The sequence below is a fragment of the Pseudomonas sp. TKO26 genome (assembly GCF_003225665.1).
GTDB lineage: Bacteria > Pseudomonadota > Gammaproteobacteria > Pseudomonadales > Pseudomonadaceae > Aquipseudomonas > Aquipseudomonas saponiphila.
This window is the reverse complement of the sequence record NZ_QKLN01000005.1, coordinates 83,278-109,751: the sequence shown is the minus strand read 5'-3', so window position 1 is coordinate 109,751 and position 26,474 is coordinate 83,278. Positions and strand designations below refer to the sequence as shown.

Here is a 26,474-nt window from a genome sequence, read left to right as displayed (position 1 = left end):
TGTCCGCCGCTGCCCGGTGAGGGCATTTTGCGGCGGCATACATTAGCAGGGTTTGCCGGGTTAGCGGCTACTTACATGCTGCTCCAGCAGGATCCGATTGGACAGAGAGACTAGCTCACCCTCCTCGGTCAGCAATGTAGTTTTAACCGTGCCGATCTCTTCGATCTGGCCTTCGACCTCACCAACACGTACTTGTTGCCCAACCTGGTACAACTCACGCACATAGATTCCCGCAAGAATCTGCCCGGCAATTTCCCGGCTTCCCAAACCCATGGCTAGCGCAACGGCCAGACCAACGGTAATCAATACGATCACGATCACATGGTTGAGCAGGTCGGTTTTGACCTCCAACTGACTGATCGCCACGGAAATACTGATGATGATCACCAGCCCCTGGGCAATGCGCCCCAGGCCACTGGCGTAATCCAGACCTACGCCTTCAGCCGCTCCACGCACCAGGCCATTGGCCAGTTGCGCCAGCAGAACCCCCACCAACAGCACCAGCGCAGCACCAAAAACCTTCGGCAAATACAGCGCAAGCATGTCGAGCGTAGCTGACACTCGCTCAAGACCCAGGGATTCAGCAGCAGAAACCAGAAATATAAGCAGGACAAACCAGTAGACAATCTTGCCGATCAAGGTCGAGATCGGCACTTGCAGGCCCGCGCGGGACAGCAACTTGGTCAAGCCAGTACCGCCCATCAGACGGTCAAGGCCCAGCTTGGCCAGCAATTTTGACAACAGGGTGTCCAGCAGCTTGGCCACCACGAAGCCCAGCAACAGCACCACCAGCGCGCCGAACAGGTTCGGAATGAAGTTCGCCACCTTGGTCCACAAGGCTGTCATTGCCGTGACGAGGCTCTGCGTCCAGAGATCAAGTTCCATATTCAATCAGCCTTATCAGCAGTGCGAGCAGAAGATTTACGACGGGATACCGGCGCGATATGGGCCGATCCATTATTCAAGGCGATCATCAGCGCCGGCAGCCAGCGGCCCAGCAGGCTGAACAGATCTCCCGCCCCAACCTGGCGGTTGGCGGTTTTCAGTACGCGGCCCAGGCAAGCGTCATCATCGCGGCTCGATGGCGAGGCTTTGAGCATGTCACGCAAAGACTGTTCAAACGGATCGTGCATACGCACCTCTGGTGATGTCTGGAAAAGACGCGGTCAGATTTATTCGGGTCACATGACGCATCATCACACCCAGCGCAAACGGCGGAACAACCACCATTGCCCGAGGGCCACCGCCACCAGCAGCAGGCAGGCGATGATGAATCCGTAGGGGCTCGCAGAGAATGGAATCCCGCCGACGTTGATCCCCAGAAGACCGGTGAGAAAACTCATGGGCAGGAAGATCCCGGTGATGATCCCGAAGCGGTACATGGTGCGGTTCATGCGCACGCTCAAGCGGCGGTCTTCGGCCTCCAGCACAAGCCCCACGCGCTCTCGGGCCAGTTCCAGCTCTTCCAGGTAACGGGTCAGGCTGTTGTGCAACTCATTCCAGTAGTCGCCATCGTCGACGGCGAACCAGGGCAGCTTTATCCGACTCAACTGGGCAAAAATATCCCGTTGTGGAGCCAGGAACCGCTTCAACCCGGCAGCCCGACGGCGGATCTGCAAAATGCTCCCGTGCTCCGGGGTATACCGTTCGTCGGCATCCAGTTTTTCTTCTTCGATATCGACCACTTCAGACAGGTCGCTGACCGAATGCTGCACCTTATGCGTCAGATACTCGGCCATATAAAGAAGCAGTTCGGCAGCGGTTTTCGGCCCCTTGCCTTCAGTCAGTTGCAGCAAAAGCTCATCAGTGGCGCGCAAAGGCCGCAGACGCAGGGAAATCACCCGCTGAGAAGACGCGAAGATCCGCACCGACACCATATCCTCAGGCTCGGCCCCCGGATTGAGGTTGATGCCGCGCAAGAACAGCAGCAGCTCCGAATCCGGCAAGGACAGCAGGCGCGGCCGAGTATTTTCCTCCAGCAGCAGATCACAGCTGAACTCGCTCAGGCCGCTGGAACGGCGCAGCCAGGTCTGGGTTTGCGGATGACTGCGATCCCAGTGCAGCCACAGGCTTTCATGGGCCTGCAGCTGCAGATCGTCGAGCTCAGTCCGGGCTATCGAACGCGCACCACCTTGACCATCCAGCACCAGGGCATGCACCAGCCCCCATTGCGCGTTGTCTTCCTCGAACATCCTCATCCCTTGTCAGGCCAATGGCTTATTCAGGCATCTTCAGTGGGCTTGGCGACACGATCACGCCATTGTTGTCGGCGTAGACATACTCACCCGGACGGAAAGTCACACCGGCAAAGGTCACTGCCACATTGAGATCGCCGATGCCGCGCTTGTCGGTCTTCATCGGATGACTGGCCAGGGCCTGAACCCCGAGATCGGTCTGGGCGATGACATCCACATCACGGATGCAGCCGTAGATCACCAGGCCTTCCCAGCCATTTTTTGCTGCCTTCTCGGCCAGCATGTCCCCCAGTAGCGCACGGCGCAGAGAGCCGCCACCGTCGACCACCAGCACCTTGCCGTGTCCCTTGAGCTCCACTTGCTCCTTGACCAGCGAGTTGTCCTCGAAGCACTTGATGGTGACGATTTCACCACCAAAGGAATCGCGACCGCCGAAATTGCTGAACATGGGTTCAACCACCTGCACCAGGTCCGGATAGGCATCGCACAGGTCGGGAGTGAGGTAATGGTTCATCGAGAAACTCCTGTAGCAGAAAGAACACGATCGAAGGTATCGGCCATTTCAGGGGCCATTCTGGGCATACGAGTCTGGCAGGCCGAGGTTTAACCTGCCCCTCCAAGGAGCAGACCGGCCTGACGCGCATCTGCAGCCATGTCACCTGAACGGAAAGTCGACTCAATAACCGAATGTGACCAGAACAGCGCAACGCGTCATATCTTAGCCGCAAGCGCTATCCAACGAAATGCCCTTGTCAGAGCCCTCGCCTCAAACCTCAGCCACCTGCTCGGCAGCGGATGCCAGCAACGGCGTGTGCTGATCCTGGAGCCAGCGCGCCACCAGTGGCCAGACCTCGGCTTGCGCGGGCTTGCTCACCAGCATCTCGACATGGCCAAAATTGCTGCTGAACCCTAGCTCACGCCCCAGGCAGACAAATTGTTTCTGCTCACTGGCCAGTTGATCGAACAGCTTGCGACAGGCCCAGGTCGGATCCTGATGACCCCCCGCGGCGCTGACCGCCAGTACCGGCACCCTGACTTCCGCCAACCCGGCCCACCAGTCCTTGTCGGCATCGCCAAAGCGACCGAACAGACCATGCCAGCGCATGCTTTCCAGGGCCAGGCCAATGGGCTCGTCCTCCGGGCCGCGCTTGAGCCGCGAACCGGACAACTGGGCAAAGCGCTTGATGAGCAGGCGCCCGCCCCATTCCACCATGGGGATTTTCAACGGCCAGTAGGTACGACTGATCTGGGTTCCGAAAAACGCCGCCGAAGCTACTCCGGCCTCCCCCAGGTACTGCCCGCCCAGCGCCGCCGCCAAGGTCGTGCCCCCCAGGGAATGACCGATCCAGTGAGGAATCTGAGCGCTTTGCTCACGGACAAAGGCGGCAATCGCCGGCAGATCATAGCGCGCGTAATCGGCCACCCGGTTCTTGCGGTAGTCGGCATTACGGCGCGACAAGCCATGGCCGCGCATCTCGGGAATCCATACATCGAAACCGGCACGAGCCAGGTAGGCACCAAGGCCCACGCCCTTGGGCGAATACCAGAAGCGCCGGTTGGAAAAGCTGCCGTGGAGCAGAACCACAGGCACGCCCCGGGCTTCTGGCTCATCGGCCAACCCCAGGCGAGTCACGGCCAGTTCGACCGAAGGGTCCGGACTGTTGCCGGGTTTCAAGCGATAGACATCTTCGCTGAGGTCGCCTCGACGCTCGGCACTGATCAAGGCGACGGGAAATAGGTTGCTGCTGCTTTGCATATTCTTCTTGCACAAAAAAGGGCGGCATCCAGAAGAAGCACGCCCTGCTTGAATCTTCAAGAGCCGGTCCGCCCAGGCGCAACCGGCTCTTCGTTCACCGATTACGCCGCGCCCTGACCTTCGGCCAGGAAGAACCAGGTTTCCAGCACCGAGTCCGGATTCAACGAGACGCTTTCAATGCCCTGCTCCATCAGCCACTTGGCCAGGTCCGGGTGGTCCGAAGGGCCCTGGCCGCAGATGCCGATGTACTTGCCGGCCTTGTTGCAGGCGGCGATGGCATTGGCCAGCAGCTTCTTGACCGCAGGATTACGCTCGTCGAACAGGTGGGCGATGATCCCCGAGTCACGGTCCAGGCCCAGGGTCAGCTGGGTCAGGTCGTTGGAGCCGATGGAGAAACCATCGAAGTACTCGAGGAACTCCTCGGCCAGGATGGCGTTGGAAGGCAGTTCGCACATCATGATCACGCGCAGACCGTTTTCGCCGCGCTTGAGGCCATTTTCAGCCAGCAGATCAACCACTTGGCTGGCTTCGCCCAAGGTACGCACGAACGGCACCATGATTTCGACGTTGGTCAGGCCCATCTCGTTGCGCACGCGTTTCAGCGCGCGGCATTCGAGCTCGAAGCAGTCACGGAAGGATTCGCTGATGTAGCGCGAGGCGCCACGGAAGCCCAGCATCGGGTTCTCTTCTTCCGGCTCGTAGAGCTTGCCGCCGATCAGGTTGGCGTATTCGTTGGACTTGAAGTCCGACAGACGCACGATGACCTTCTTCGGCGTGAACGCCGCGGCCAGGGTGCTGATGCCTTCAACCAGCTTGTCGACGTAGAAGTCCACAGGATCGTGGTAGCCGGCAATACGCTTGTCGACGCTATCCTTGATCTCTTGCGGCAGCCCGGCGTAGTTCAGCAGCGCCTTGGGGTGCACGCCGATCATGCGGTTGATGATGAATTCCAGGCGGGCCAGGCCCACGCCGGCGTTCGGCAGTTGAGCGAAGTCGAAGGCGCGGTCCGGGTTGCCGACGTTCATCATGATCTTGAACGGCAGTTCCGGCATGGCGTCTACCGAGTTCTGCTTGACGTCGAAGCCCAGTTCGCCCTCGAAGATCAGACCGGTGTCGCCTTCGGCGCAGGAAACGGTCACACCCTGGCCATCCTTCAACAGCTCGGTGGCGTTGCCGCAACCCACCACGGCGGGAATGCCCAATTCACGAGCGATGATCGCCGCGTGGCAGGTACGACCGCCACGGTTGGTGACGATGGCGCTGGCGCGCTTCATCACCGGTTCCCAGTCCGGGTCGGTCATGTCGGAAACCAGCACGTCACCGGCCTGGACTTTGTCCATCTCGGACACGTCCTTGATGATCCGCACCTTGCCGGCGCCGATGCGCTGGCCGATGGCGCGACCTTCCACCAGCACGGTGCCGGTTTCCTTGAGCAGGTAACGCTCCATGACGTTGGCCTGGGTACGGCTCTTCACGGTTTCCGGACGGGCCTGAACGATGTACAGCTTGCCGTCGTCGCCATCCTTGGCCCACTCGATGTCCATCGGGCACTGGTAGTGCTTCTCGATGATCATCGCCTGCTTGGCCAGCTCGCTGACTTCGGCGTCGGTGAGGCAGAAACGTGCGCGATCGGCCGCGTCCACGTCCACGGTCTTCACCGAGCGACCGGCCTTGGCCTCGTCGCCGTAGATCATCTTGATCGCCTTGCTGCCCAGGTTGCGGCGCAGGATGGCCGGACGGCCGGCTTCAAGGGTGTTCTTGTGGACGTAGAATTCGTCCGGGTTGACCGCGCCCTGGACCACGGTTTCACCCAGGCCGTAGGCACCGGTAATGAAGACCACGTCACGGAAGCCCGATTCGGTGTCGAGGGTGAACATCACGCCGGCGGTGCCGGTTTCCGAGCGCACCATGCGCTGCACACCGGCAGACAGGGCCACCAGTTTGTGGTCGAAACCCTGGTGTACGCGGTAGGAAATGGCGCGATCGTTGAACAGCGAGGCAAACACTTCCTTGGCCGCGCGGATCACGTTGTCCACGCCACGGATGTTGAGGAAGGTTTCCTGCTGGCCGGCAAAGGAGGCATCCGGCAAGTCTTCGGCGGTGGCCGAGGAACGCACGGCTACGGCGATGTCCGGGTTGCCTGCCGACAAGGCGGCGAATGCGCTGCGGATCTCGGTGTTGAGGCGCTCGGGGAACTCGGCCTCCATGATCCATTGACGGATCTGCGCGCCGGTCTTGGCCAGGGCGTTGACGTCATCGACATCCAGCGCATCGAGCGCCGCGTGGATCTGGTCGTTCAGGCCACTCAACTCAAGAAAATCACGATAAGCCTGAGCTGTCGTGGCGAAGCCACCAGGGACCGATACGCCCGCACCTGCGAGGTTGCTGATCATCTCGCCCAGGGATGCGTTCTTGCCCCCCACATGCTCAACATCGTGTTTGCCGAGCTTATCGAGGGAAACTACGTACTCTACCAAGGTGATCTCTCCACTAACTGTGTTGGAAAAGCTCAGAAGCCGGCTGCTCGGGGGAGCGATTGCCCGCTATATGGCCTGGACCTGGAAAATAAGTGAGAATGCGGGCCATTCCCGGCCGACAAATCGCGCCTATCATATCCAAGAATCGTCACTAGCTTAAGGCCCAAGCCGCAAATGAAACGATCTGCTTTCTTTATTTCCGATGGTACCGGTATCACAGCGGAAACCCTCGGCCAGAGCCTGTTGGCGCAGTTCGAAAACATTACCTTCAGCAAAATCACGCGGCCGTACATCGACAGCATGGAAAAAGCGCGGGCCATGGTACAGCAAATCAATATGGCCGCCGAAAAAGACGGCTATCGCCCGATCATTTTCGACACCATCGTCAATCAGGAGATTCGTGAGATTCTCGCCACCTCCAATGGTTTCATGATCGACATCTTCTCGACCTTCCTCGCGCCCCTGGAACAGGAACTCAGCGAGCATTCTTCCTACTCCGTCGGCAAATCCCACTCCATTGGCCACAACTCCAACTACATGGAGCGGATCGAGGCGGTAAACTTCGCCCTGGACAACGACGACGGCGCCCGCACCCACTACTACGACAAGGCCGACCTGATCCTGGTGGGCGTGTCGCGCTGCGGCAAGACCCCGACCTGCCTGTACATGGCCATGCAATTCGGCATCCGCGCGGCCAACTACCCGTTGACCGAAGAAGACATGGAACGCCTGCAACTGCCCAATGCCCTGCGCGCCCACAAGCACAAGCTGTTCGGCCTGACCATCGACCCCGACCGCCTCACCGCGATCCGCAACGAGCGCAAGCCCAACAGCCGCTACTCCAGCTACGCCCAGTGCGAATTCGAAGTACGCGAAGTGGAAAACCTGTTCCGCCGCGAGAACATTCCCCATATCAATTCCACGCATTTCTCGGTGGAAGAGATCTCGGCCAAGATTCTCGTGGAAAAAGGCGTGGAGCGCCGCTTCAAGTAGGCCGCGCCACAACTTCAAGCAGCCCGACGTGGCAAGGAGTCATCCCTGCCACGAGGCTTGCCCTCATCACCCCGTCACCATCCCGGCAATCCGCGCTCCTGGCGCAACGCAGTGGCCAGGGCAGCAAAGCCCTCGGTCAGCTTCCGATCATCGGCCGTGGTGTTGCAGACACTGGCACGAATGAACTGCGGTACCGCCGCCTGGCCCACGGCAAAGGTCTCGGCAGTGGCCACCAGGTAGTGCTGTTGCTTCAAGTGCGCCTCGATCTCCGAGGCCCGCCAGGGTTCGGGAACACGGATCCAGAAATGCGGGCAAGTCTCTGGACTGCGCCACTGCAACCCGTGCAACAGCCCCGCCACCAGCCCCTTGCGCCGGGTGATCTCGAGCATTTGCTGCTGACGCAGGCGCTCGGCAATACCGTTGTCGATCCAACCGGCAGCCAATTGCAGGGTTAACGGTGTGGCCATCCAGCAGGTCGCCCGCAGCGCTGCGGCCAATCGCCCCACCAGCGGCGGCGGCCCGCACAGGAAGCCGACCCGCAACCCCGCCGCCACGGCCTTGCTCAGGCTGCTGATCAGCACCGTGCGCTCAGGGGCAAAATGCGCCAACGGCGCCGGCCGCCGGGCCATCAGCACCGCGTGGGTTTCATCCTCCAGAATCAACAGGTTGTGCCGCCGACAGATTTCGGCGATCGCCTCCCGGCGCGCCACGGACTGCACCGCAGTGCTGGGGTTCTGCAAGGTCGGCGTGCAATACAGGGCCGCCAGCCGGTGGTGCCGGCACGCCTCCTCCAGCGCTTCGGGCAGCAGCCCCTGCTCATCCATGGGCAGGCCCAGCAACTTGATTCCCTGCATCCGGGCGGTACTGATCAGGCCCGGATAGGTCAGGTGCTCGGTGGCCAGCGTATCCCCGGCCTTGAGCAGCGCCAGCAGGGCAACATGCAAGCCATGCTGGGCGCCGTTGACGCAAATCACCTGCGAGGCATCGACCTGCAACCCTTCCTGGGTCAACCAGCGCGCACCGGCCTCGCGATAGCGCTCCAGCCCGGCCTCCGGGCTGTAGCGCGCCACCTCCAGCAACCCCTGGGGATCGTCCGCCAGCGCCCGTAGGCCCTGAGCGATGAAACGGCTCTCCGGCCCGGGGATATGCGTATTGCGGCTCATGTCGAACAGCGCGGGCGACTCTTCCCCGACGTGGCGAAACCCCACGTCGCGCGGGCGCTGCAAGTCGTCCTGACGCACGTAGGTGCCATCACCGACCCGCGCCACCACCTGCCCCACGCGCTCCAGCTCGGCATAGGCGCGACTGATGGTGCCAATGGTCACCCCCAGTTGGTCGGCCAGTTGCCGATGGGGAAACAGCTTGCTGCCAGGGGCCAGCAGCCCTTGCTCAATGCCCTGATCCAGTGCGTCGGCCAGGCGCTTGTACTTGGGCCCCGCCCCTTCGCGCAAGGCGGAATGCAACATTGACACCATGTCAATACTTACTTTGACAGCCATCACTTACCCCAATAACGTGCTTTACAGATTCAATCACCGGAAATGACTCGCTCAATATAGGGGTCAATTACCGATCACGAAAGGAGTGTCAGCGTGACCACAAGCACCACGGCAGCACCTATCACCCAAGCGCCTTCGCACCCCTGGCTCGCCACGCTGGTGACCTGCACCCTGTTCCTGATTGTCTGCCTGAGCTGGGGCACTACCTGGCTGGGGATCAAGGTGGCCGTGGCCAGCACGCCGCCCCTGACCGCAGCCGGACTGCGCTTTTTGATCGCCTTTCCGCTGTTTGCCTGCTTCGCCTGGCTGCGCCGCGAACCGCTGATGTTTCCCAAGGGCAGCCGCGGTTTCCTGCTGTTCGTCACCCTGTGCTACTTCAGCCTGCCCTATACCTTGCTCAACTACGGTGAGGTGCACGTCTCCTCGGGGCTGACCGCCCTGCTGTTCAGCTGCATGCCGGTGTTCATCCTGATCTTTTCCGCCCTGCTGCTGCGGGAAAAAATCCACCTGGCGCAGATACTCGGCATCGCCGTCGGCTTTGCCAGCCTGTTCCAGATCATTCGCGGCCAGGGCCTGCTCAACGATCACAACGAACTCTCGGGAGTGCTGGCGATTCTCGGCGCGGCGCTGCTGCATGCCTTGTGCTACGTCGTCACCAAGAAACACGGGAACGCCATCAGCGTCATCACCTACAACGCCCTGCCGATCGGCATCGCCGGCCTGCTGCTGTGCCTGGCCGGCCTGTGGATGGAAACCCCGGATTTCTCGGCCATCAGCCCGCGCTCCTGGGGCGCCCTGCTGTACCTGGGACTGGTCGCCTCGGTGGGCGGTTTTATCGTCTACTTCTTCCTGCTCAAGCGCCTGAATCCGGTGATCCTGTCCTTCGTCTTCATCATCTTCCCGGTGTTCGCGGTGATCATCGGTGCCTGGTACGAAGGCCTGAGCCTGTCCAGCGACCTGCTGCTGTATGCCTCGACCCTGCTCGGCGGCTTCGCCATCACCAAATTGCCGCTGGATAAATGGCTGTCCAGAAAGACGGGTAAAGAAATTCTGTAGGAGCGAGCTTGCTCGCGAAGGCATCCAAGGATGCCGCGCCTGATCAGCGAGTCCGCGTTGAGGTTCATCGCGAGCAAGCTCGCTCCTGCAAGGGGCGTTGCTCAGCGATTGGATGACAAGGTCACGCCAGCGGTGGTGGCAAGCCCTACCACCGCCAGCGCTTGCTGCTTAGAAGCAGTCACCGGGCACGCGCACCCAGCCTTCCATCAGCACCCGCGCGCTGCGGCTCATGATGGCCTTGACCACGGTCCAGTCACCGCCGCTTTGAGTGGCTTCGGCGCCGACGCGCAAGGTACCCGAAGGGTGGCCGAAACGTACCGCGCTGCGCGCACCGCCACCGGCCGCCAGATTGACCAGGGTCCCGGGAATCGCCGCCGCGGTGCCGATGGCGACCGCCGCGGTGCCCATCATCGCGTGGTGCAGCTTGCCCATGGACAGGGCGCGCACCAGCAGGTCGACATCCCCGGCCTTGATCGCCTTGCCACTGGAAGCCTGGTAATCCGCAGGGGGCGCGACAAAGGCCACTTTCGGCGTGTGCTGGCGCTGGGCGGCTTGGTCCAGGTGCTGGATCAGGCCCATGCGCAGGGCGCCGTGGGCGCGGATGGTTTCGAACATCGCCAGGGCCTTGGGGTCGCCATTGATGTCGCCCTGCAGCTCGGTGCCGCGATAACCGATGTCCGCCGCGTTGATGAAGATGGTGGGAATCCCGGCATTGATCAGGGTCGCCTTGAAGGTCCCGACACCGGGCACTTGCAGATCGTCCACCAGGTTGCCGGTGGGGAACATCGAACCGCCGGCGCCCTCTTCCTCGGCCGCCGGATCGAGGAACTCCAGCTGCACTTCGGCCGCCGGGAAGGTCACGCCGTCCAGCTCGAAATCACCGGTTTCCTGAACCTCGCCGTTGGTGATCGGCACGTGGGCGATGATGCTCTTGCCGATATTGGCCTGCCAGATACGCACCACCGCCACGCCGTTCTGCGGAACGCGCGCCGGGTCCACCAGGCCGCTGCTGATGGCAAACGAGCCGACCGCCGCCGAGAGGTTGCCGCAGTTGCCGCTCCAGTCGACGAAGGCCTTGTCGATGGCCACCTGACCGAACAGGTAGTCGACGTCGTGATCGGCCTTGATGCTCTTGGACAGGATCACCGTCTTGCTGGTGCTGGAGGTGGCGCCACCCATTCCATCGATCTGCTTGTCATAGGGATCGGGGCTGCCGATCACCCGCAACAGCAGGGCATCGCGGGCCGCGCCCGGCAGCTGCGCGGCCTCGGGCAGGTCCTTGAGGTTGAAGAACACACCCTTGCTGGTGCCGCCACGCATGTAGGTGGCGGGAATCTTGATTTGCGCTACGAATGCCATGAATTTCAGGTCCCGATAATGACCGGGGGCGGTGCCTTGCAGCCCGCCCCCGGTACGTTGCTTAGCTGGCTACGGCCGATTCCAGGAAGTCCTGGGCGAAGCGTTGCAGCACCCCGCCCGCCTCGTAGATCGACACCTCTTCGGCGGTGTCGAGGCGACAGGTCACTGGCACCTCCAACCGCTCGCCGTCGCGACGATGGATCACCAGGGTCAACTGCGCCCGTGGCGTGCGTTCGCCGATCACGTCGTAGGTTTCAGTGCCGTCGATGCCCAGGGTCTTGCGGTCGGTGCCGGCAAGGAATTCCAGGGGCAGCACGCCCATGCCCACCAGGTTGGTGCGGTGGATGCGCTCGAAGCCTTCGGCGACGATCGCTTCCACACCCGCCAGGCGCACGCCCTTGGCCGCCCAGTCGCGGGACGAGCCCTGGCCATAGTCGGCGCCGGCAATGATGATCAGCGGCTGCTTGCGCTGCATGTAGGTTTCGATGGCTTCCCACATCCGCGTGACTTTGCCTTCCGGCTCGATCCGCGCCAGGGAGCCCTGCTTGACCTTGCCGTTCTCCTGGACCATTTCGTTGAACAGTTTCGGGTTGGCGAAGGTCGCGCGCTGGGCGGTCAGGTGGTCGCCACGGTGGGTCGCGTAGGAGTTGAAGTCCTCTTCCGGCAGGCCCATTTTTGCCAGGTACTCGCCGGCCGCGCTGTCCAGCATGATGGCGTTGGACGGCGACAGGTGGTCGGTGGTGATGTTGTCCGGCAGCACCGCCAGCGGGCGCATGCCCTTGAGGCTGCGTTCCCCGGCCAAGGCCCCTTCCCAGTAAGGCGGACGGCGGATGTAGGTGCTCTGCGGACGCCAGTCGTACAGCGGCTCGACTTTCGGCCCGGTGTCTTCGTGGATGGCGAACATCGGGATGTAGACCTTGCGGAACTGCTCGGGCTTGACCGCAGCCTTGACCACGGCGTCGATCTCTTCGTCGCTCGGCCAGATGTCCTTGAGGCGGATTTCCCGGCCGTTGGCGTCCAGGCCCAGCACGTCCTTCTCGATATCGAAACGGATGGTACCGGCAATCGCGTAGGCCACCACCAGCGGCGGCGAAGCCAGGAAGGCCTGCTTGGCATAAGGGTGGATGCGCCCGTCAAAGTTGCGGTTGCCCGAGAGCACGGCGGTGGCGTACAGGTCGCGGTCGATGATCTCTTTCTGGATCACCGGGTCCAGCGCGCCGGACATGCCGTTGCAGGTGGTGCAGGCAAAGGCCACCACGCCAAAGCCCAGTTGCTCCAGTTCATGGCCCAGGCCGGCTTCTTCCAGGTACATGGCCACGGTTTTCGAACCCGGGGCCAGGGACGACTTGACCCACGGCTTGCGGGTCAGCCCCAGCTTGTTGGCATTGCGCGCCAGCAGGCCGGCGGCGATCACGTTGCGCGGGTTGCTGGTGTTGGTGCAACTGGTGATGGCGGCGATGATCACCGCGCCGTCGGGCATCTGCCCCGGCACTTCGGACCACTGCCCGGCAATGCCCTTGGCCGCCAGGTCGCTGGTGGCGACCCGGGCGTGGGGGTTGCTCGGCCCGGCCATGTTGCGCACCACCGACGACAGGTCGAACTGCAAGCCGCGCTCGTAGCGCGCGCTCTTCAGGCTGTCGGCCCACAGGCCGGTGTGCCTGGCGTAGCTTTCGACCAGACGCACCTGCTGGTCTTCACGACCGGTGAGCTTGAGGTAGTCGATGGTCTGCTGGTCGATGTAGAACATCGCCGCGGTGGCGCCGTATTCCGGGGCCATGTTGGAGATGGTGGCGCGGTCGCCCAGGGTCAGTGCCGCAGCGCCTGCGCCGAAGAACTCCAGCCAGGCCCCTACCACTTTCTGCTTGCGCAGGAACTCGGTCAGCGCCAGCACCATGTCAGTGGCGGTGATCCCGGGTTGCAGCTTGCCGGTGAGCTCGACGCCGATGATTTCCGGCAGGCGCATCCACGAAGCGCGGCCGAGCATGACGTTCTCGGCTTCCAGGCCGCCCACGCCGATGGCGATCACCCCCAGGGCATCGACGTGCGGGGTGTGGCTGTCGGTGCCGACACAGGTATCGGGGAAGGCCACACCGTCGCGCACCTGGATCACCGGGGACATTTTCTCCAGGTTGATCTGGTGCATGATGCCGTTGCCGGGCGGGATCACGTCGACGTTCTTGAAGGCCTTCTTGGTCCAGTTGATGAAGTGGAAACGGTCTTCGTTGCGCCGGTCTTCGATGGCGCGGTTCTTGTCGAAGGCGTCCGGGTCGAAGCCGCCGCACTCCACGGCCAGGGAGTGGTCGACGATCAGTTGGGTCGGCACCACCGGGTTGACCAGGGCCGGGTCACCGCCCTGGTCGGCGATGGCGTCGCGCAGGCCGGCCAGGTCCACCAGCGCGGTCTGGCCGAGGATGTCGTGGCACACCACGCGGGCCGGGAACCAAGGAAAGTCCAGGTCGTCGCGGCGTTCGATCAGTTGCCCGAGGGAGGCGTTGAGGGTCGCCGGATCACAGCGCCGCACCAGGTTTTCCGCCAGTACGCGGGAGGTGTAGGGCAGGCTGTCGTAGGCCCCGGGTTGCAGCGCATCGACCGCCGCGCGGGCGTCGAAATAGTCCAGCTGGCTGCCGGGCAGCGTCTTGCGAAATTCAGTGTTCATGGTCAGGGGACTCGATCACGGTAGTTTCAAAGGGAGCGTCCGGCTCCAGGTTGAATGGGCACCTGCCCTGGTAGGAGCGAGCTTGCTCGCGAAGACTGAAGCAGGCCCGACATCGCCGTCGGCTGGTCCATCGCGATCGCGAGCAAGCTCGCTCCTACAGGTTCGTGGTGCATTCAAGCCACGGTGCCGGCGCCCTCCCGGTCAGCGGCGTTCGATTGGCACGAACTTGCGCTGTTCAACGCCGATGTACTCGGCGCTTGGACGGATGATGCGATTGTTGCCGCGCTGCTCGAACACGTGGGCGGCCCAGCCGGTCAGGCGCGAGCAGACGAAGATCGGGGTGAACAGCTTGGTCGGGATGCCCATGAAGTGGTACGCAGAGGCGTGGTAGAAGTCGGCGTTGGGGAACAGCTTCTTCTGCTCCCACATGGTCTTGTCGATGGCTTCGGACACCGGGAACAGCACCTTGTCACCGACTTCGTCGGCCAGCTTCTTCGACCAGCCCTTGATCACCTCGTTGCGCGGGTCGCTGTCTTTGTAGATCGCATGGCCAAAGCCCATGATCTTGTCCTTGCGTTCCAGCATCCGCAGCAACTCGGCGGTCGCCTCTTCAGGGCTGAGGAAGCGCTCGATCAGTTCCATGGCCGCCTCGTTGGCGCCGCCGTGCAGCGGCCCGCGCAGCGAGCCGATGGCCGCGGTGACGCACGAATACAGGTCCGACAGGGTCGAGGCGCAGACCCGGGCGGTGAAGGTCGAAGCGTTGAATTCGTGCTCGGCGTAGAGGATCAGCGAGACGTTCATCACCTTGACGTGCAAGTCGCTGGGCTTCTTGCCATGCAACAGGTGCAGGAAGTGACCACCGATGGTCTGCTCGTCGCTGACGCAGTTGATGCGCACGCCTTCATGGCTGAAGCGGTACCAGTAACACATGATCGCCGGGAAGGCCGCCAGCAGGCGGTCGGTGACGTCGTGCTGCTGGGAGAAATCCTGCTCCGGCTCGATGTTGCCAAGGAACGAGCAGCCGGTACGCATCACATCCATCGGATGGGCCTGGGCCGGAATCCGCTCCAGTACTTCCTTCAGCGCCTGGGGCAGGTCACGCAGCTTGCTCAGCTTGGCGCTGTAGGCGGCCAGTTGCTCCTTGGTCGGCAGGTCGCCGTACAGCAGCAGGTAGGCGACTTCCTCGAACTGTGCATCGGCCGCCAGTTCGCGCACGTCGTAGCCACGGTAGGTCAATCCGGCACCGGCCTGGCCCACGGTGGACAGCGCGGTTTGCCCGGCGACCTGACCGCGCAGACCTGCACCACTCAATACTTTTGCTTCGGCCATTGCTCTCTCCAATCTTGAATTTGTTAGGGACTTGGCAACTTCATTGGTCGGGACTCACCCCGCCACTGTAGGAGCGAGCTTGCTCGCGATCCAGGCTCGCCCGTTAGCGTCGACGGCCATCGCGAGCAAGCTCGCTCCCACAAGGATTGATTCAGCCTTTCTTCTGCGCGAACAGTGCGTCGAGCTTCTGCTCGAAGCTGTGGTAGTCGATGCGCTCGTAGAGCTCCATGCGGGTCTGCATGGTGTCGATCACGTTCTGCTGGGTGCCGTCGCGACGGATCGCGGTGTAAACGTTTTCCGCCGCCTTGTTCATGGCACGGAACGCCGACAGCGGGTACAGCACCAGGGAAACATCCACGGATTTCAACTGTTCGGTGGTGTACAGCGGGGTCGCGCCGAATTCGGTGATGTTGGCCAGGATCGGCGCCTTCACCCGATCGGCGAAGATCTTGTACATCTCAAGCTCGGTGATGGCTTCCGGAAACACCATGTCGGCGCCGGCCTCGATGCACGCCGCAGCGCGTTCCAGGGCCGACTCCAGGCCTTCCACCGCCAGGGCATCGGTGCGCGCCATGATCACGAAGCTGTCGTCGGTACGGGCATCCACCGCGGCCTTGATGCGGTCGACCATTTCCTGCTGGGAGACGATCTCTTTATTGGGGCGGTGACCGCAGCGCTTGGCGCCGACCTGGTCTTCGATATGGATCGCCGCGGCGCCGAACTTGATCATCGACTTGACGGTGCGCGCCACGTTGAAGGCCGAGGATCCGAAACCGGTGTCCACGTCCACCAGCAGCGGCAGGTCGCAGACATCGGTGATGCGGCGCACGTCGGTGAGGACGTCATCGAGGCCGGTGATGCCCAGATCAGGCACGCCGAGGGAGCCTGCGGCGACCCCGCCACCGGACAGGTAAATGGCCTTGAAACCGGCGCGCTTGGCCAGCAGGGCGTGGTTGGCATTGATCGCGCCGACCACTTGCAACGGCTGTTCGCTGGCGACCGCATCGCGGAAACGCTGGCCTGGAGTGCTCTTGTTGGAACTCATGACTCACCTCGTGGAGTGGCTGTCTGATGGGCGCTGTCCTGGTAGTGACGCGCAATATTGCGTTTCGAGGCGCCAATGTGGCGGCGCATCAACAACTCGGCCAGTTCGCCGTCGCGATCGGCAATGGCATCGAGAATCCGGTGGTGTTCGGCAAAGGCCTGGTGCGGGCGATTGGGGGTCGCGGAAAACTGGATGCGGTACATGCGCACCAGTTGATACAGCTCGCCGCAAAGCATCTGTGTCAGGGTGCGGTTGCCCGCGCCCTGGATGATCCGGTAATGGAAGTCGAAATCCCCTTCCTGCTGGTAATAGCCGACCCCGGCCTGGAACGCCGCATCGCGCTCGTGGGTATCGAGCACCCGGCGCAGTTCGTCGATCTCCTCGGTGGTCATGCGCTCAGCTGCCAGGCGACAGGCCATGCCCTCCAGGGATTCGCGGATTTCATAGAGTTCGATCAGCTCGGCGTGGCTCAGGGACACCACCCGGGCGCCGACATGGGGCACCCGCACCAGCAGGCGCTGGCCTTCCAGACGGTGAATGGCCTCGCGCAACGGGCCACGGCTGATGCCGTAGGTGCGCGCCAGCTCAGGCTCGGAGATCTTGCTGCCCGGGGCGATCTCGCCCTTGACGATGGCCGCCTGGATACGCCGGAAGACGTTTTCGGACAGGGTTTCAGAATCGTCCTGCGCAGGTATTGGGTGTTCGAGTTGCTCCAGCATATTGTCGACACCTTTAAAATCATTGAGGCAAAAACTAGCCAATACGACGAGATCAGTCAAAGGAAAAATAGAGATTGTCGACAATCGTCTAATAACCCCTTGCACCAAAACGAGACAAAAGGCCCCGCCCCGGCGCTGGCGCCATAAAACCAGCATGCTAGAATGCCGCCCGCATTGGCCTGTCATCTTTTTATGGCACGCACACGAGGGAGCTTGCGCAGCAATGCCGGTCGCCTTGAATTGAAGAACCCATGCCCATCAGGATCTATGAGACTCAAGGCCCTCCCCCTCCTCCTCTGCCTGTTAGCCCTGCCGGGCATCAGCGCCGCCGCTGGCAAGACTGTCTACGGTTTGAATGAATATGCACGCTTGTCGGACATTGACCTGGAAGTCGCGGCCAAGCTCGACACCGGCGCCAAGACCGCGTCCCTGAGTGCTCGCGACATCAAGCGCTTCAAGCGCAACGGCGAGTCCTGGGTGCGCTTCTACCTGGCCATCGACACCGCCCACAGCCACCCCATCGAGCGGCCTCTGGCCCGGGTCAGCAAGATCAAGCGCCGCGCCGGCGACTATGACCCCGATGAAGACAAGAACTACACCGCCCGGCCGGTCATCGCCCTGGCGGTGTGCATGGGCAGCGCCTTGCGCAGCATCGAAGTGAACTTGACCGACCGCAGCACCTTCCAATACCCGCTGCTGATTGGCTCCGAAGCCCTGAAACGCTTCGATGCGCTGGTCGACCCCAGTCTTAAATACGCTGCTGGCAAACCCGCCTGCGCCACCGACGCTCATACCGCAGAGTAATTCCAATGCGCTCTCTTACCCTTCATCTGAAAGTCCTGATCGCCATCCTGGTGGTGCTGGGCATTTCGATCACGGCCTATCAGATCTTCGTGCTGGGCATTCCGGTGACCGAAGACGCCACTGACGATCTGTGGAACATCGATGCCAAGGTCGAATTCGTCGCCAACGGCAAGGACCCGATCAAGATCCAGATGTTCGTGCCACCCCTGAGCCGCGACTACGTGAGCCTCAACGAGAGCTTCATTTCCAACAACTACGGCGTGGCGGTGAACCGCGTCGACGGCAACCGCAAGGTCACCTGGTCGGCGCGCCGGGCCAAGGGCAACCAGACCCTGTACTACCGCCTGGTACTGACCAAGCGCTACAGCGCCGAGAAATCCAAGGTCAAGGGCCCGACCTTCCGCGACAGCATGGCCGTGGAAGGCCCGGAAAAAATCGCCGCCGACGCCTTGCTGGCGCCGATCCGCCAGCATTCGGCGGACGTCGAAACCTTCATCAGCGAGGCCATCAAGCGCGTCAACAACGCCAATGACGACAACGCCAAGCTGCTGCTGGCCGGCGACTCGTCCAGCGCCAACAAGGCCAAGATCGTCGAGCTGCTGCTGTCCATCGCCCACGTGCCGATGGAGAAGGTCCACACCATCCGCCTGGTGGCCGACCAGCCGCAGACCCCGGAGCTCTGGCTGCGCAGCTTCAACGGCACCGACTGGCTGTACTTCAACCCGGAAACCGGCGAGCAGGGCATGCCCAGCGACCGCCTGCTGTGGTGGACCGGTGACGACAACCTGATCACCGTCGATGGCGGCAAGAAAGCCAACGTCACCTTCAGCATGAACAACAGCGAGATGAACGCCATTCGCCTGGCCAAGCTGACCGACGAGAACACCGACGCCAACTTCCTCGAATACTCGCTCTACGGCCTGCCGCTGCAGACCCAGCAGACCTTCATGATCATGGTGATGATCCCCATCGGCGTGCTGGTGATCCTGGTACTGCGCAACCTGATCGGCCTGCAGACCCTGGGCACCTTCACCCCGGTACTGATCGCCCTGGCCTTCCGCGAAACCCAGCTGGGCTTCGGCATCGTGCTGTTCACGGTGATCACCGCGCTCGGGCTGTCGCTGCGCTCCTACCTGGAACACCTGAAGCTGCAGATGCTGCCGCGGCTGTCGGTGGTGCTGACCTTCGTCGTGGTGCTGATCGCCACCATCAGCCTGTTCAGCCACAAGCTGGGCCTGGAACGCGGCCTGTCGGTGGCGCTGTTCCCGATGGTGATCCTGACCATGACCATCGAACGCCTGTCCATCACCTGGGAAGAGCGTGGCGGCGGCCATGCGATGAAAGTCGCCATCGGCACCCTGTTCGCCGCCTCCCTGGCGCACCTGATCATGAGCGTGCCGGAGCTGACGTACTTCGTCTTCACCTTCCCGGCGATGCTGCTGATCCTGGTGGGCTTCATGCTGGCGATGGGACGCTATCGCGGCTACCGCCTGACCGAGCTGGTGCGTTTCAAAGCCTTCGTCAAGGCCGACTCCTGATGTTCGGCCTGTGGAAGACCTGGAAAGCCCTGGAAGCGCGGGGAATCATGGGCATCAACCGGCGTAACGCCGACTACGTGCTCAAGTACAACAAGCGCAGCCTGTACCCCATCGTCGATGACAAGATCATCACCAAGGAACGGGCGATCAAGGCCGGCATCCATGTGCCGGAACTGTATGGGGTAATTTCCACCGAGAAGGAAATCGACAAGCTCGACGCGATCATCGGCGAGCGCAACGACTTCGTGATCAAGCCGGCCCAGGGCGCCGGCGGTGACGGCATCATCGTCATCGCCGACCGCTTCGAGGGCCGCTATCGCACGGTGTCGGGCAAGATCATCAGCCACGAGGAACTCGAGCACCATATTTCCAGCATCCTCACCGGCCTGTACTCCCTGGGCGGCCACCGCGACCGGGCGCTGATCGAGTACCGGGTGACCCCGGACCAGATCTTCAAGAGCATCAGCTACGAAGGCGTGCCGGACATCCGCATCATCGTGCTCATGGGCTACCCGGTGATGGCCATGCTGCGCCTGCCGACTCGCCAGTCCGGGGGCAAGGCCAACCTGCACCAGGGCGCCATCGGCGTCGGCGTCGACCTGGCCACCGGCCTGACCCTGCGCGGCACCTGGCTGAACAACATCATCGCCAAGCACCCGGATACCACCAACGCCGTGGATGGCGTGCAACTGCCCTACTGGGACGGCTTCATGAAGCTGGCGGCCGGCTGCCACGAGCTCTGCGGCCTGGGCTACATCGGCGTGGACATGGTCCTGGACCAGGACAAGGGCCCGCTGATTCTCGAACTCAACGCCCGGCCCGGATTGAACATCCAGATCGCCAACGACTGCGGCCTGACCCAGCGCACCCACGCCATTGAAGCCCACCTTGAGACACTCAAGGCCCGGGGCATCGTGGAAAGCGTCGAAGAGCGGGTACGCTTCGCCCAGGAGCTGTTCGGTCACATCCCCCCGGTGGAAGGCTGATAGCGATTGCCGCCGGACGGGCGGATCCACGCGACCTGCGCGCGGATCCGCCCCGACTGAAAGCTGTTCGCCGCCTGCGCCAGCAACTACCGGTCGCTGAATGCGCCGTGAATCGGGCAATCGCCGACATCCCCTCTAGGAGCAACTCCTGCACAGGCATACAATCGCCAACCGCGCTCCGATGGCTGATCTGCCCCGCATGTTGACCTGTTCCGTACACCCGCTCCCCTATCGCGCCAACCCCGCCGAGTATTTCGCGGCAATCGAACACGCCCCCGGCGCCGTGCTGCTGGACAGCGGCCGGCCCACTGCCGAGCGCGGTCGCTACGACCTGCTCAGCGCCTGGCCGCTGGCCGAACTGACGGTGGCCGCCGAGGAAAGCGGCGGCGACTTCCTCCAGCGTCTGCGGCACAACCTGCAGCAACTGGGCCCGGCCCAGGTCCCGGCGCCCCATGAGCTGCCCTTCGCCGGCGGTCTGATCGGCTACCTCAGCTACGATTTCGGCCGCCATCTGGAGCGCCTGCCGAGCCTGGCCCGGGATGACCTGCACCTGCCGGAGGCGCGCTTTGGCCTGTACGCCTGGGCGCTGATCAATGACCACCAGGTGGGCACCAGCCTGCTGCTGTTCCACCCCAGCCTGGAAGAGGCAGAGCGGCGGCGCCTGATCCAGCTGTTCAGCCAACCACCTGCCGTGGCAGCAGGCTCGTTCAAACTCAGCCGGCCCATGCAGGCCGACCTGAGTGCCGAGGATTACCGCCAGGCATTCCAGCGTATCCAGCAGTACATCCAGGCCGGCGACTGCTACCAGGTGAACTTCGCCCAGCGCTTTCGCGGCCAGTACCAGGGCGATCCATGGATCGCCTACTGCGCGTTGCGCGCGGCGTGTCCAACGCCCTTCTCCGGCTTTCAGCGCCTGCCGGACGGCGCTGCGGTGCTCAGCCTGTCGCCGGAGCGCTTCGTCCACGTCAGCCAGGGCCGAGTGGAAACCCGGCCGATCAAGGGCACCCGCCCCCGCGATCGGGACGCGACCACAGACGCGGCCAACGCCGCCGATCTGCTGTCCAGCCCCAAGGACCGCGCGGAAAACCTGATGATCGTCGACCTGCTGCGCAACGACCTGGGGCGCACCTGCCGCACCGGCTCGGTGCGCGTGCCGGAGCTGTTCAGCCTGGAAAGCTACCCCAACGTGCACCACCTGGTGAGCAGCGTCACCGGCGAACTGGCCCCCGGCAAGGACGCCCTGGACCTGATTGCCGGCAGCTTCCCTGGCGGCTCGATCACCGGCGCGCCGAAGATCCGCTCGATGCAGATCATCGACGAACTGGAGCCCACGCGACGGGCCCTGTACTGCGGCTCGCTGCTGTACCTGGACGTGCGCGGGGAAATGGACAGCTCGATCGCCATCCGCAGCCTGCTGGCCAAGGACGGGCAGATCTGTTGCTGGGGCGGCGGCGGGATAGTCGCGGATTCGGACTGGCAGGCGGAGTACCAGGAATCCATCACCAAGGTGCGGGTGTTGCTGGAGACGTTGCAGGGGCTTTAGGGCGTCTTCGCCGGCAAGCGTACGTCGTTCTCTCACCCGTAGGAGCTGGCTTGCCAGCGAAGGCGTCGGCAGGATTTGCGCAAAATCCAAAGACCCCCTTCGCCGGCGAACCGCTTTACAGGCTCAGGGTGCGGTTGGAAGCCTTGATGAATTCCTGCTTCAGCTCGGCGAAGCTGTGCACCGCGGGGAACTGCGGGAACTCGCGGATCACGTTGTCCGGGGCATGGAACAGAATGCCGGCATCAGCCTCGCCGAGCATGGTCGTGTCGTTGTAGGAATCCCCCGCGGCGATCACCCGGTAGTACAGGCTCTTGAAGGCCAGCACCGACTGGCGCTTGGGGTCTTTCTGACGCAGTTGATAACCGGTGACCCGACCGCCGTCATCGGTGATCAGGCGGTGACACAGCAGCGTCGGGAAGCCCAGCTGGCGCATCAGTGGCTGGGAAAACTCATAGAAGGTGTCGGACAGGATCACCACCTGGAAGCGCTCGCGCAGCCACTCGACGAACTCCACCGCGCCGTCCAGGGGCTTGAGGGTGGCGATCACTTCCTGGATGTCCGACAGCTTCAGGCCGTGCTCGTCGAGAATCCGCAGGCGCAGCTTCATCAATACGTCGTAGTCGGGAATATCCCGGGTGGTTGCCTTGAGGGATTCAATCCCGGTTTTTTCGGCAAAGGCGATCCAGATTTCCGGGACCAGCACACCTTCCAGATCGAGACAGGCAATTTCCACAAGACACTCCCATTGGTTCTGATTATTGACGTTGAGCGAGCAAAAGGACTGCCGAACTCTAGCGACTCGTCCCGGCAGGCGCAACGCAGAGGAGCGCGCCAGGGCCGGGCGGATTTTGTTAAGATCGCCCCCCTACAGAGCGCACAGCGCCACCGACCTGCAGGAAACCGCCCTGATGAACCCATCGTTCGACGTCGCTGAACTCGCCGCGACCTATGCCAACAAATCCGCCCAGGACATTCTCAAGCTGGCCTTCGCCCAGTTCGGTGACGACCTGTGGATCTCCTTCAGCGGCGCCGAGGATGTGGTGCTGGTGGACATGGCCTGGAAGCTGAACAAGAACGTCAAGGTGTTCAGCCTCGACACCGGGCGCCTGCACCCGGAAACCTACCGCTTCATCGATCAGGTGCGCGAACACTACAAGATCGCCATCGAACTGATCTCGCCGGACCACAGCAAGCTCGAACCCTTCGTCAAGGAAAAGGGCCTGTTCAGCTTCTACAAGGACGGCCACGGCGAATGCTGCGGCATCCGCAAGATCGAGCCGCTGCGCCGCAAACTGTCCACCGTCAGCGCCTGGGCCACCGGCCAGCGCCGCGACCAGAGCCCGGGCACCCGCAGCCAGGTGGCGGTGCTGGAAATCGACAGCGCCTTCTCCACCCCGGAGCGCCCCCTGTACAAGTTCAACCCGCTGGCACAGATGAGCAGCGAGGAGATCTGGGGCTACATCCGCATGCTCGAACTGCCGTACAACAGCCTGCATGAGCGCGGTTTCATCAGCATCGGCTGCGAGCCTTGCACCCGTCCGGTACTGCCCAACCAGCACGAGCGCGAAGGCCGCTGGTGGTGGGAAGAAGCCACCCAGAAGGAATGCGGCCTGCACGCCGGCAACATCATCAGCAAAGCCTGAGCCCTTCCTTCTTCCGTAGGAGCCAGCTTGCCGGCGAATGAGCCCTCGCCCCCGAGGACGCCTTCGCCGGCAAACGGAACGCCACCCGCCCCGCAAAATGTGTACACACGAATGTCACCAACGGTGCCATTTTTGTGTGCACTTTAATCGCCCTTCGCCCCAAAAAGTGACAGCCCTTTCTGCGGTCAATATTCATGCGGCAGCCGATTGCGCGCGCCGAAAAATAAATACCTGTTCAAACGGTCAATTTTTAATCCCGCTGTTTCATACAGTTAGGGACAACTCATAACAAAACGAAATCAGCAGCCAATTTCATAGCTCCGGAATTGGCACAGAAGTGGCTTTAGTCGATCTATGTTTTGTATACAAAAATAGCAAAACATACATACACTAACCGTCCGCACGCCTGATCCATGACTCAAGCTGCAGATGCCCCGAACCCAGTGATTCCTCCCCTGCGACGAAGACTGTCGAGCCTGCGCTCAAGCACAGTCATCCGGGGCCGGAATCAGGAGCCGCCGGAATGCACACCAGCCCTTCCAACAACATCGCACTGGATCTGCCCTCCTCGCCGCACTCGCACAACCTGCAACAGCCCATCACCGCAACCGATCCGGAGCGCATCCTCCTCAGCCCACGCCTGCACAACCGGGATCTGGCCCCGACCAAGGTCGAAGGCCGCCGCTGGGGCGGCTACAGCATCTTCGCCCTGTGGACCAACGATGTGCACAACATTGCCAACTACTCCTTCGCCATCGGCCTCTACGCCCTGGGCCTGGGCGGCTGGCAGATCCTGCTGTCGCTAGGGATCGGCGCGGCGCTGGTGTACTGCTTCATGAACCTGTCCGGCTACATGGGGCAGAAGACCGGGGTGCCGTTCCCGGTGATCAGCCGTATCAGCTTCGGCATCCACGGCGCGCAGATACCGGCGCTGATCCGCGCGGTGATCGCCATCGCCTGGTTCGGCATCCAGACCTACCTGGCCTCGGTGGTATTTCGCGTACTGCTCACGGCCATTCATCCGGGGTTCGCCGACTACGACCACGACTCAATCCTCGGCCTGTCGAGCCTGGGCTGGGCCTGTTTCGTGGTGATCTGGCTGGTGCAATTGGTCATCCTCGCCTACGGCATGGAGATGATCCGCCGCTACGAAGCCTTCGCCGGGCCGATCATTCTGCTGACCGTGGCCTGCCTCGCCGGGTGGATGTACACCCAGGCCGACGGGCAGATTGCCTGGTCGATCCGCGAACCTTTGACCGGCGGCGAAATGTGGCGGCAGATCTTCGCCGGCGGCGCATTGTGGCTGGCGATCTACGGCACGCTGATTCTCAACTTCTGCGACTTCGCCCGCTCCTCGCCGTGCCGCAAGACCATCAAGGTCGGCAACTTCTGGGGCCTGCCGGTGAATATCCTGGTGTTCGCCAGCATCACCGTGCTGCTGTGCGGCGCGCAGTTCCAGATCAACGGCCAGGTCATCGAAAGCCCGACCCAGATCATTGCTTCGATCCCCAACACGCTGTTCCTGGTGCTGGGCTGCCTGGCATTCCTGATCGTCACCGTGGCGGTGAACATCATGGCCAACTTCGTCGCCCCGGCCTTCGTCCTCAGCAACCTGGCGCCCAAGTACCTGACCTTCCGCCGCGCCGGGCTGATCAGTGCGGCGCTGGCGGTGCTGATCCTGCCGTGGAACCTGTACAACAGCCCGCTGGTGATCGTGTACTTCCTCTCCGGCCTCGGCGCCCTGCTCGGCCCGCTGTACGGGGTGATCATGGTGGACTACTGGATCCTGCGCAAAGCCCGGATCCATGTACCGCAGCTGTACAGCGAAGACCCGCAAGGCGCGTACTTCTACAGCCGCGGAGTCAATCTGCGCGCGCTGGCGGCCTTCGTGCCGGCGGCGCTGATCGCCATCGTGCTGGCCCTGGTGCCGGGTTTTGCCAGCGTCTCGCCGTTTTCCTGGCTGATCGGCGCCGGTATCGCCGGCTTGCTGTACCTGATCATCGCCAAGCGCCAGCCCGGCTACGCCGACGTCAGCGGCGAATCCATCGCCGTGGACAACGCCAGCCATTGAACCTGAACGGCCCGGTGCGCCGGGCCTTGAACTGCCCAACCTGCAAGGAACCCCCATGCGTATTCTCGTGGTCAACGTCAACACCACCGACTCCATCACCCAGGCCATCGCCCGCCAGGCGCAAAGCGTGGCGGCGCCGGGAACGGAAATCGTCGGTTTGACCCCCTACTTCGGCGCCGAATCGGTGGAAGGCAACTTCGAAAGCTACCTGGCGGCCATCGCCGTGATGGATCGAGTGCTGGCCTACGACCAGCCCTATGACGCAGTGATCCAGGCCGGCTATGGCGAGCACGGCCGCGAAGGCCTGCAGGAGTTGCTGAATGTCCCGGTGGTGGACATCACCGACGCCGCCGCCAGCACGGCGATGTTTCTCGGCCACGCCTACTCGGTGGTGACCACCCTGGATCGCACCGTGCCGCTGATCGAGGACCGGCTCAAGCTGTCCGGTCTCTATGAGCGCTGCGCTTCGGTGCGAGCCAGCGGCCTGGCGGTGCTGGAGCTGGAGGAAGACCCGCTGCGGGCGGTGGAAGCCATCGTGCGCCAGGCCGAACGGGCGGTGACCGAGGACAAGGCCGAGGTGATCTGCCTGGGCTGTGGCGGCATGGCCGGGCTGGATGAACAGATTCGCCAGCGTACCGGGGTGCCGGTGGTGGATGGGGTCACGGCGGCGGTGACCGTTGCCGAGTCCCTGGTGCGCCTGGGGCTGTCCACCTCGAAGGTGCGGACCTACGCGACGCCGCGGCCGAAACGGGTGGTTGGCTGGCCGCTGCACCTGGGACGTTGAGGCCGGCGGTGCTCGGGTTCG

Annotated in this window: 22 protein-coding genes; 9 read left to right on the top strand and 13 right to left on the bottom strand. The window is 62.7% G+C overall.

Features of this window, described 5'->3' with window-relative positions; all coding sequences use genetic code 11:
• Positions 1–60: 60 nt before the first annotated feature.
• The 6 genes from DNK59_RS09440 to ppsA form a co-directional block, all read right to left on the bottom strand.
• Positions 61–885, bottom strand: a complete 825-nt coding sequence (locus DNK59_RS09440; protein ID WP_016964357.1) for a mechanosensitive ion channel domain-containing protein — start codon at positions 883–885, stop codon at positions 61–63.
• 2 nt (positions 886–887) lie between these two features.
• A complete protein-coding gene (locus tag DNK59_RS09435) occupies positions 888–1,133 on the bottom strand; it encodes a hypothetical protein (protein ID WP_011060193.1) in 246 nt (81 codons plus the stop codon).
• A gap of 63 nt (positions 1,134–1,196) precedes the next feature.
• Entirely contained in the window at positions 1,197–2,192 is a 996-nt protein-coding gene (locus DNK59_RS09430; RefSeq protein WP_110723032.1) for a zinc transporter ZntB, read from the bottom strand.
• Between the two features lie 25 nt (positions 2,193–2,217).
• Complete coding sequence (gene rraA / locus DNK59_RS09425) at positions 2,218–2,709, bottom strand: ribonuclease E activity regulator RraA (protein ID WP_009042919.1); 492 nt, start codon at positions 2,707–2,709, stop codon at positions 2,218–2,220.
• Between the two features lie 252 nt (positions 2,710–2,961).
• Positions 2,962–3,951, bottom strand: coding sequence for an alpha/beta fold hydrolase (locus DNK59_RS09420; protein WP_110723031.1), 990 nt, complete (start codon positions 3,949–3,951; stop codon positions 2,962–2,964).
• A gap of 101 nt (positions 3,952–4,052) precedes the next feature.
• Positions 4,053–6,428: a phosphoenolpyruvate synthase gene (ppsA, locus tag DNK59_RS09415; RefSeq protein WP_110723030.1), complete on the bottom strand. Its 2,376-nt coding sequence runs from the start codon at positions 6,426–6,428 to the stop codon at positions 4,053–4,055.
• Positions 6,429–6,602: 174 nt separating this feature from the next.
• On the opposite strand from ppsA, the gene DNK59_RS09410 reads away from it, so the two are divergent.
• The gene (locus tag DNK59_RS09410; RefSeq protein WP_110723029.1) at positions 6,603–7,421 is read left to right on the top strand and encodes a pyruvate, water dikinase regulatory protein; all 819 of its coding nucleotides are present in this window, start codon (positions 6,603–6,605) and stop codon (positions 7,419–7,421) included.
• A gap of 74 nt (positions 7,422–7,495) precedes the next feature.
• On the opposite strand, the gene DNK59_RS09405 is transcribed toward DNK59_RS09410, so the two are convergent.
• On the bottom strand, positions 7,496–8,920 hold the full coding sequence (locus DNK59_RS09405) for a PLP-dependent aminotransferase family protein (protein WP_110723028.1): 1,425 nt from the start codon (positions 8,918–8,920) through the stop codon (positions 7,496–7,498).
• Positions 8,921–9,013: 93 nt separating this feature from the next.
• Here DNK59_RS09405 and DNK59_RS09400 point away from each other — a divergent pair, with 93 nt between their 5' ends.
• A complete protein-coding gene (locus DNK59_RS09400) occupies positions 9,014–9,976 on the top strand; it encodes a DMT family transporter (RefSeq protein ID WP_256596321.1) in 963 nt (320 codons plus the stop codon).
• Between the two features lie 168 nt (positions 9,977–10,144).
• On the opposite strand, the gene prpF is transcribed toward DNK59_RS09400, so the two are convergent.
• The 5 genes from prpF to DNK59_RS09375 all read right to left on the bottom strand — a co-directional run bounded on the left by prpF (position 10,145) and on the right by DNK59_RS09375 (position 17,084).
• Positions 10,145–11,335: a 2-methylaconitate cis-trans isomerase PrpF gene (gene prpF / locus DNK59_RS09395; protein WP_110723027.1), complete on the bottom strand. Its 1,191-nt coding sequence runs from the start codon at positions 11,333–11,335 to the stop codon at positions 10,145–10,147.
• A gap of 61 nt (positions 11,336–11,396) precedes the next feature.
• Positions 11,397–13,991 (bottom strand): Fe/S-dependent 2-methylisocitrate dehydratase AcnD, encoded by a 2,595-nt coding sequence (gene acnD, locus DNK59_RS09390; protein WP_092316710.1) that lies wholly within the window; start codon positions 13,989–13,991, stop codon positions 11,397–11,399.
• Between the two features lie 201 nt (positions 13,992–14,192).
• Positions 14,193–15,320 carry a 2-methylcitrate synthase gene (prpC, locus tag DNK59_RS09385; RefSeq protein ID WP_110723026.1) on the bottom strand — a complete coding sequence of 376 codons (1,128 nt, stop codon included), beginning with the start codon at positions 15,318–15,320 and terminating at the stop codon, positions 14,193–14,195.
• 151 nt (positions 15,321–15,471) lie between these two features.
• Complete coding sequence (gene prpB, locus DNK59_RS09380) at positions 15,472–16,365, bottom strand: methylisocitrate lyase (protein ID WP_011060181.1); 894 nt, start codon at positions 16,363–16,365, stop codon at positions 15,472–15,474.
• Entirely contained in the window at positions 16,362–17,084 is a 723-nt protein-coding gene (locus DNK59_RS09375) for a GntR family transcriptional regulator (protein WP_092316716.1), read from the bottom strand. The genes prpB and DNK59_RS09375 overlap by 4 nt, the downstream gene beginning before the upstream one ends.
• 267 nt (positions 17,085–17,351) lie before the next feature.
• On the opposite strand from DNK59_RS09375, the gene DNK59_RS09370 reads away from it, so the two are divergent.
• From DNK59_RS09370 to pabB, 4 genes are all read left to right on the top strand, one after another.
• A complete protein-coding gene (locus DNK59_RS09370) occupies positions 17,352–17,888 on the top strand; it encodes an ATP-dependent zinc protease (protein ID WP_092316718.1) in 537 nt (178 codons plus the stop codon).
• Between the two features lie 5 nt (positions 17,889–17,893).
• Positions 17,894–19,426 carry an inactive transglutaminase family protein gene (locus DNK59_RS09365; protein WP_092316720.1) on the top strand — a complete coding sequence of 511 codons (1,533 nt, stop codon included), beginning with the start codon at positions 17,894–17,896 and terminating at the stop codon, positions 19,424–19,426.
• A complete protein-coding gene (locus tag DNK59_RS09360) occupies positions 19,426–20,412 on the top strand; it encodes an alpha-L-glutamate ligase-like protein (RefSeq protein WP_092316722.1) in 987 nt (328 codons plus the stop codon). Before DNK59_RS09365 ends, DNK59_RS09360 begins: the two co-directional genes overlap by 1 nt.
• A 199-nt stretch (positions 20,413–20,611) precedes the next feature.
• Complete coding sequence (gene pabB, locus DNK59_RS09355; RefSeq protein WP_110723164.1) at positions 20,612–21,955, top strand: aminodeoxychorismate synthase component I; 1,344 nt, start codon at positions 20,612–20,614, stop codon at positions 21,953–21,955.
• Positions 21,956–22,070: 115 nt separating this feature from the next.
• Here pabB and thrH read toward each other — a convergent pair whose 3' ends face one another.
• Positions 22,071–22,688, bottom strand: coding sequence for a bifunctional phosphoserine phosphatase/homoserine phosphotransferase ThrH (thrH, locus tag DNK59_RS09350; protein ID WP_110723025.1), 618 nt, complete (start codon positions 22,686–22,688; stop codon positions 22,071–22,073).
• 172 nt (positions 22,689–22,860) lie between these two features.
• On the opposite strand from thrH, the gene DNK59_RS09345 reads away from it, so the two are divergent.
• The 3 genes from DNK59_RS09345 to DNK59_RS09335 all read left to right on the top strand — a co-directional run bounded on the left by DNK59_RS09345 (position 22,861) and on the right by DNK59_RS09335 (position 26,453).
• The gene (locus DNK59_RS09345; protein WP_256596330.1) at positions 22,861–23,598 is read left to right on the top strand and encodes a phosphoadenylyl-sulfate reductase; all 738 of its coding nucleotides are present in this window, start codon (positions 22,861–22,863) and stop codon (positions 23,596–23,598) included.
• A gap of 523 nt (positions 23,599–24,121) precedes the next feature.
• Complete coding sequence (locus tag DNK59_RS09340) at positions 24,122–25,669, top strand: NCS1 family nucleobase:cation symporter-1 (protein WP_110723024.1); 1,548 nt, start codon at positions 24,122–24,124, stop codon at positions 25,667–25,669.
• A 55-nt stretch (positions 25,670–25,724) separates the two neighbouring features.
• Positions 25,725–26,453 carry an aspartate/glutamate racemase family protein gene (locus DNK59_RS09335; protein WP_092316730.1) on the top strand — a complete coding sequence of 243 codons (729 nt, stop codon included), beginning with the start codon at positions 25,725–25,727 and terminating at the stop codon, positions 26,451–26,453.
• The last annotated feature ends 21 nt before the right edge of the window (positions 26,454–26,474 follow it).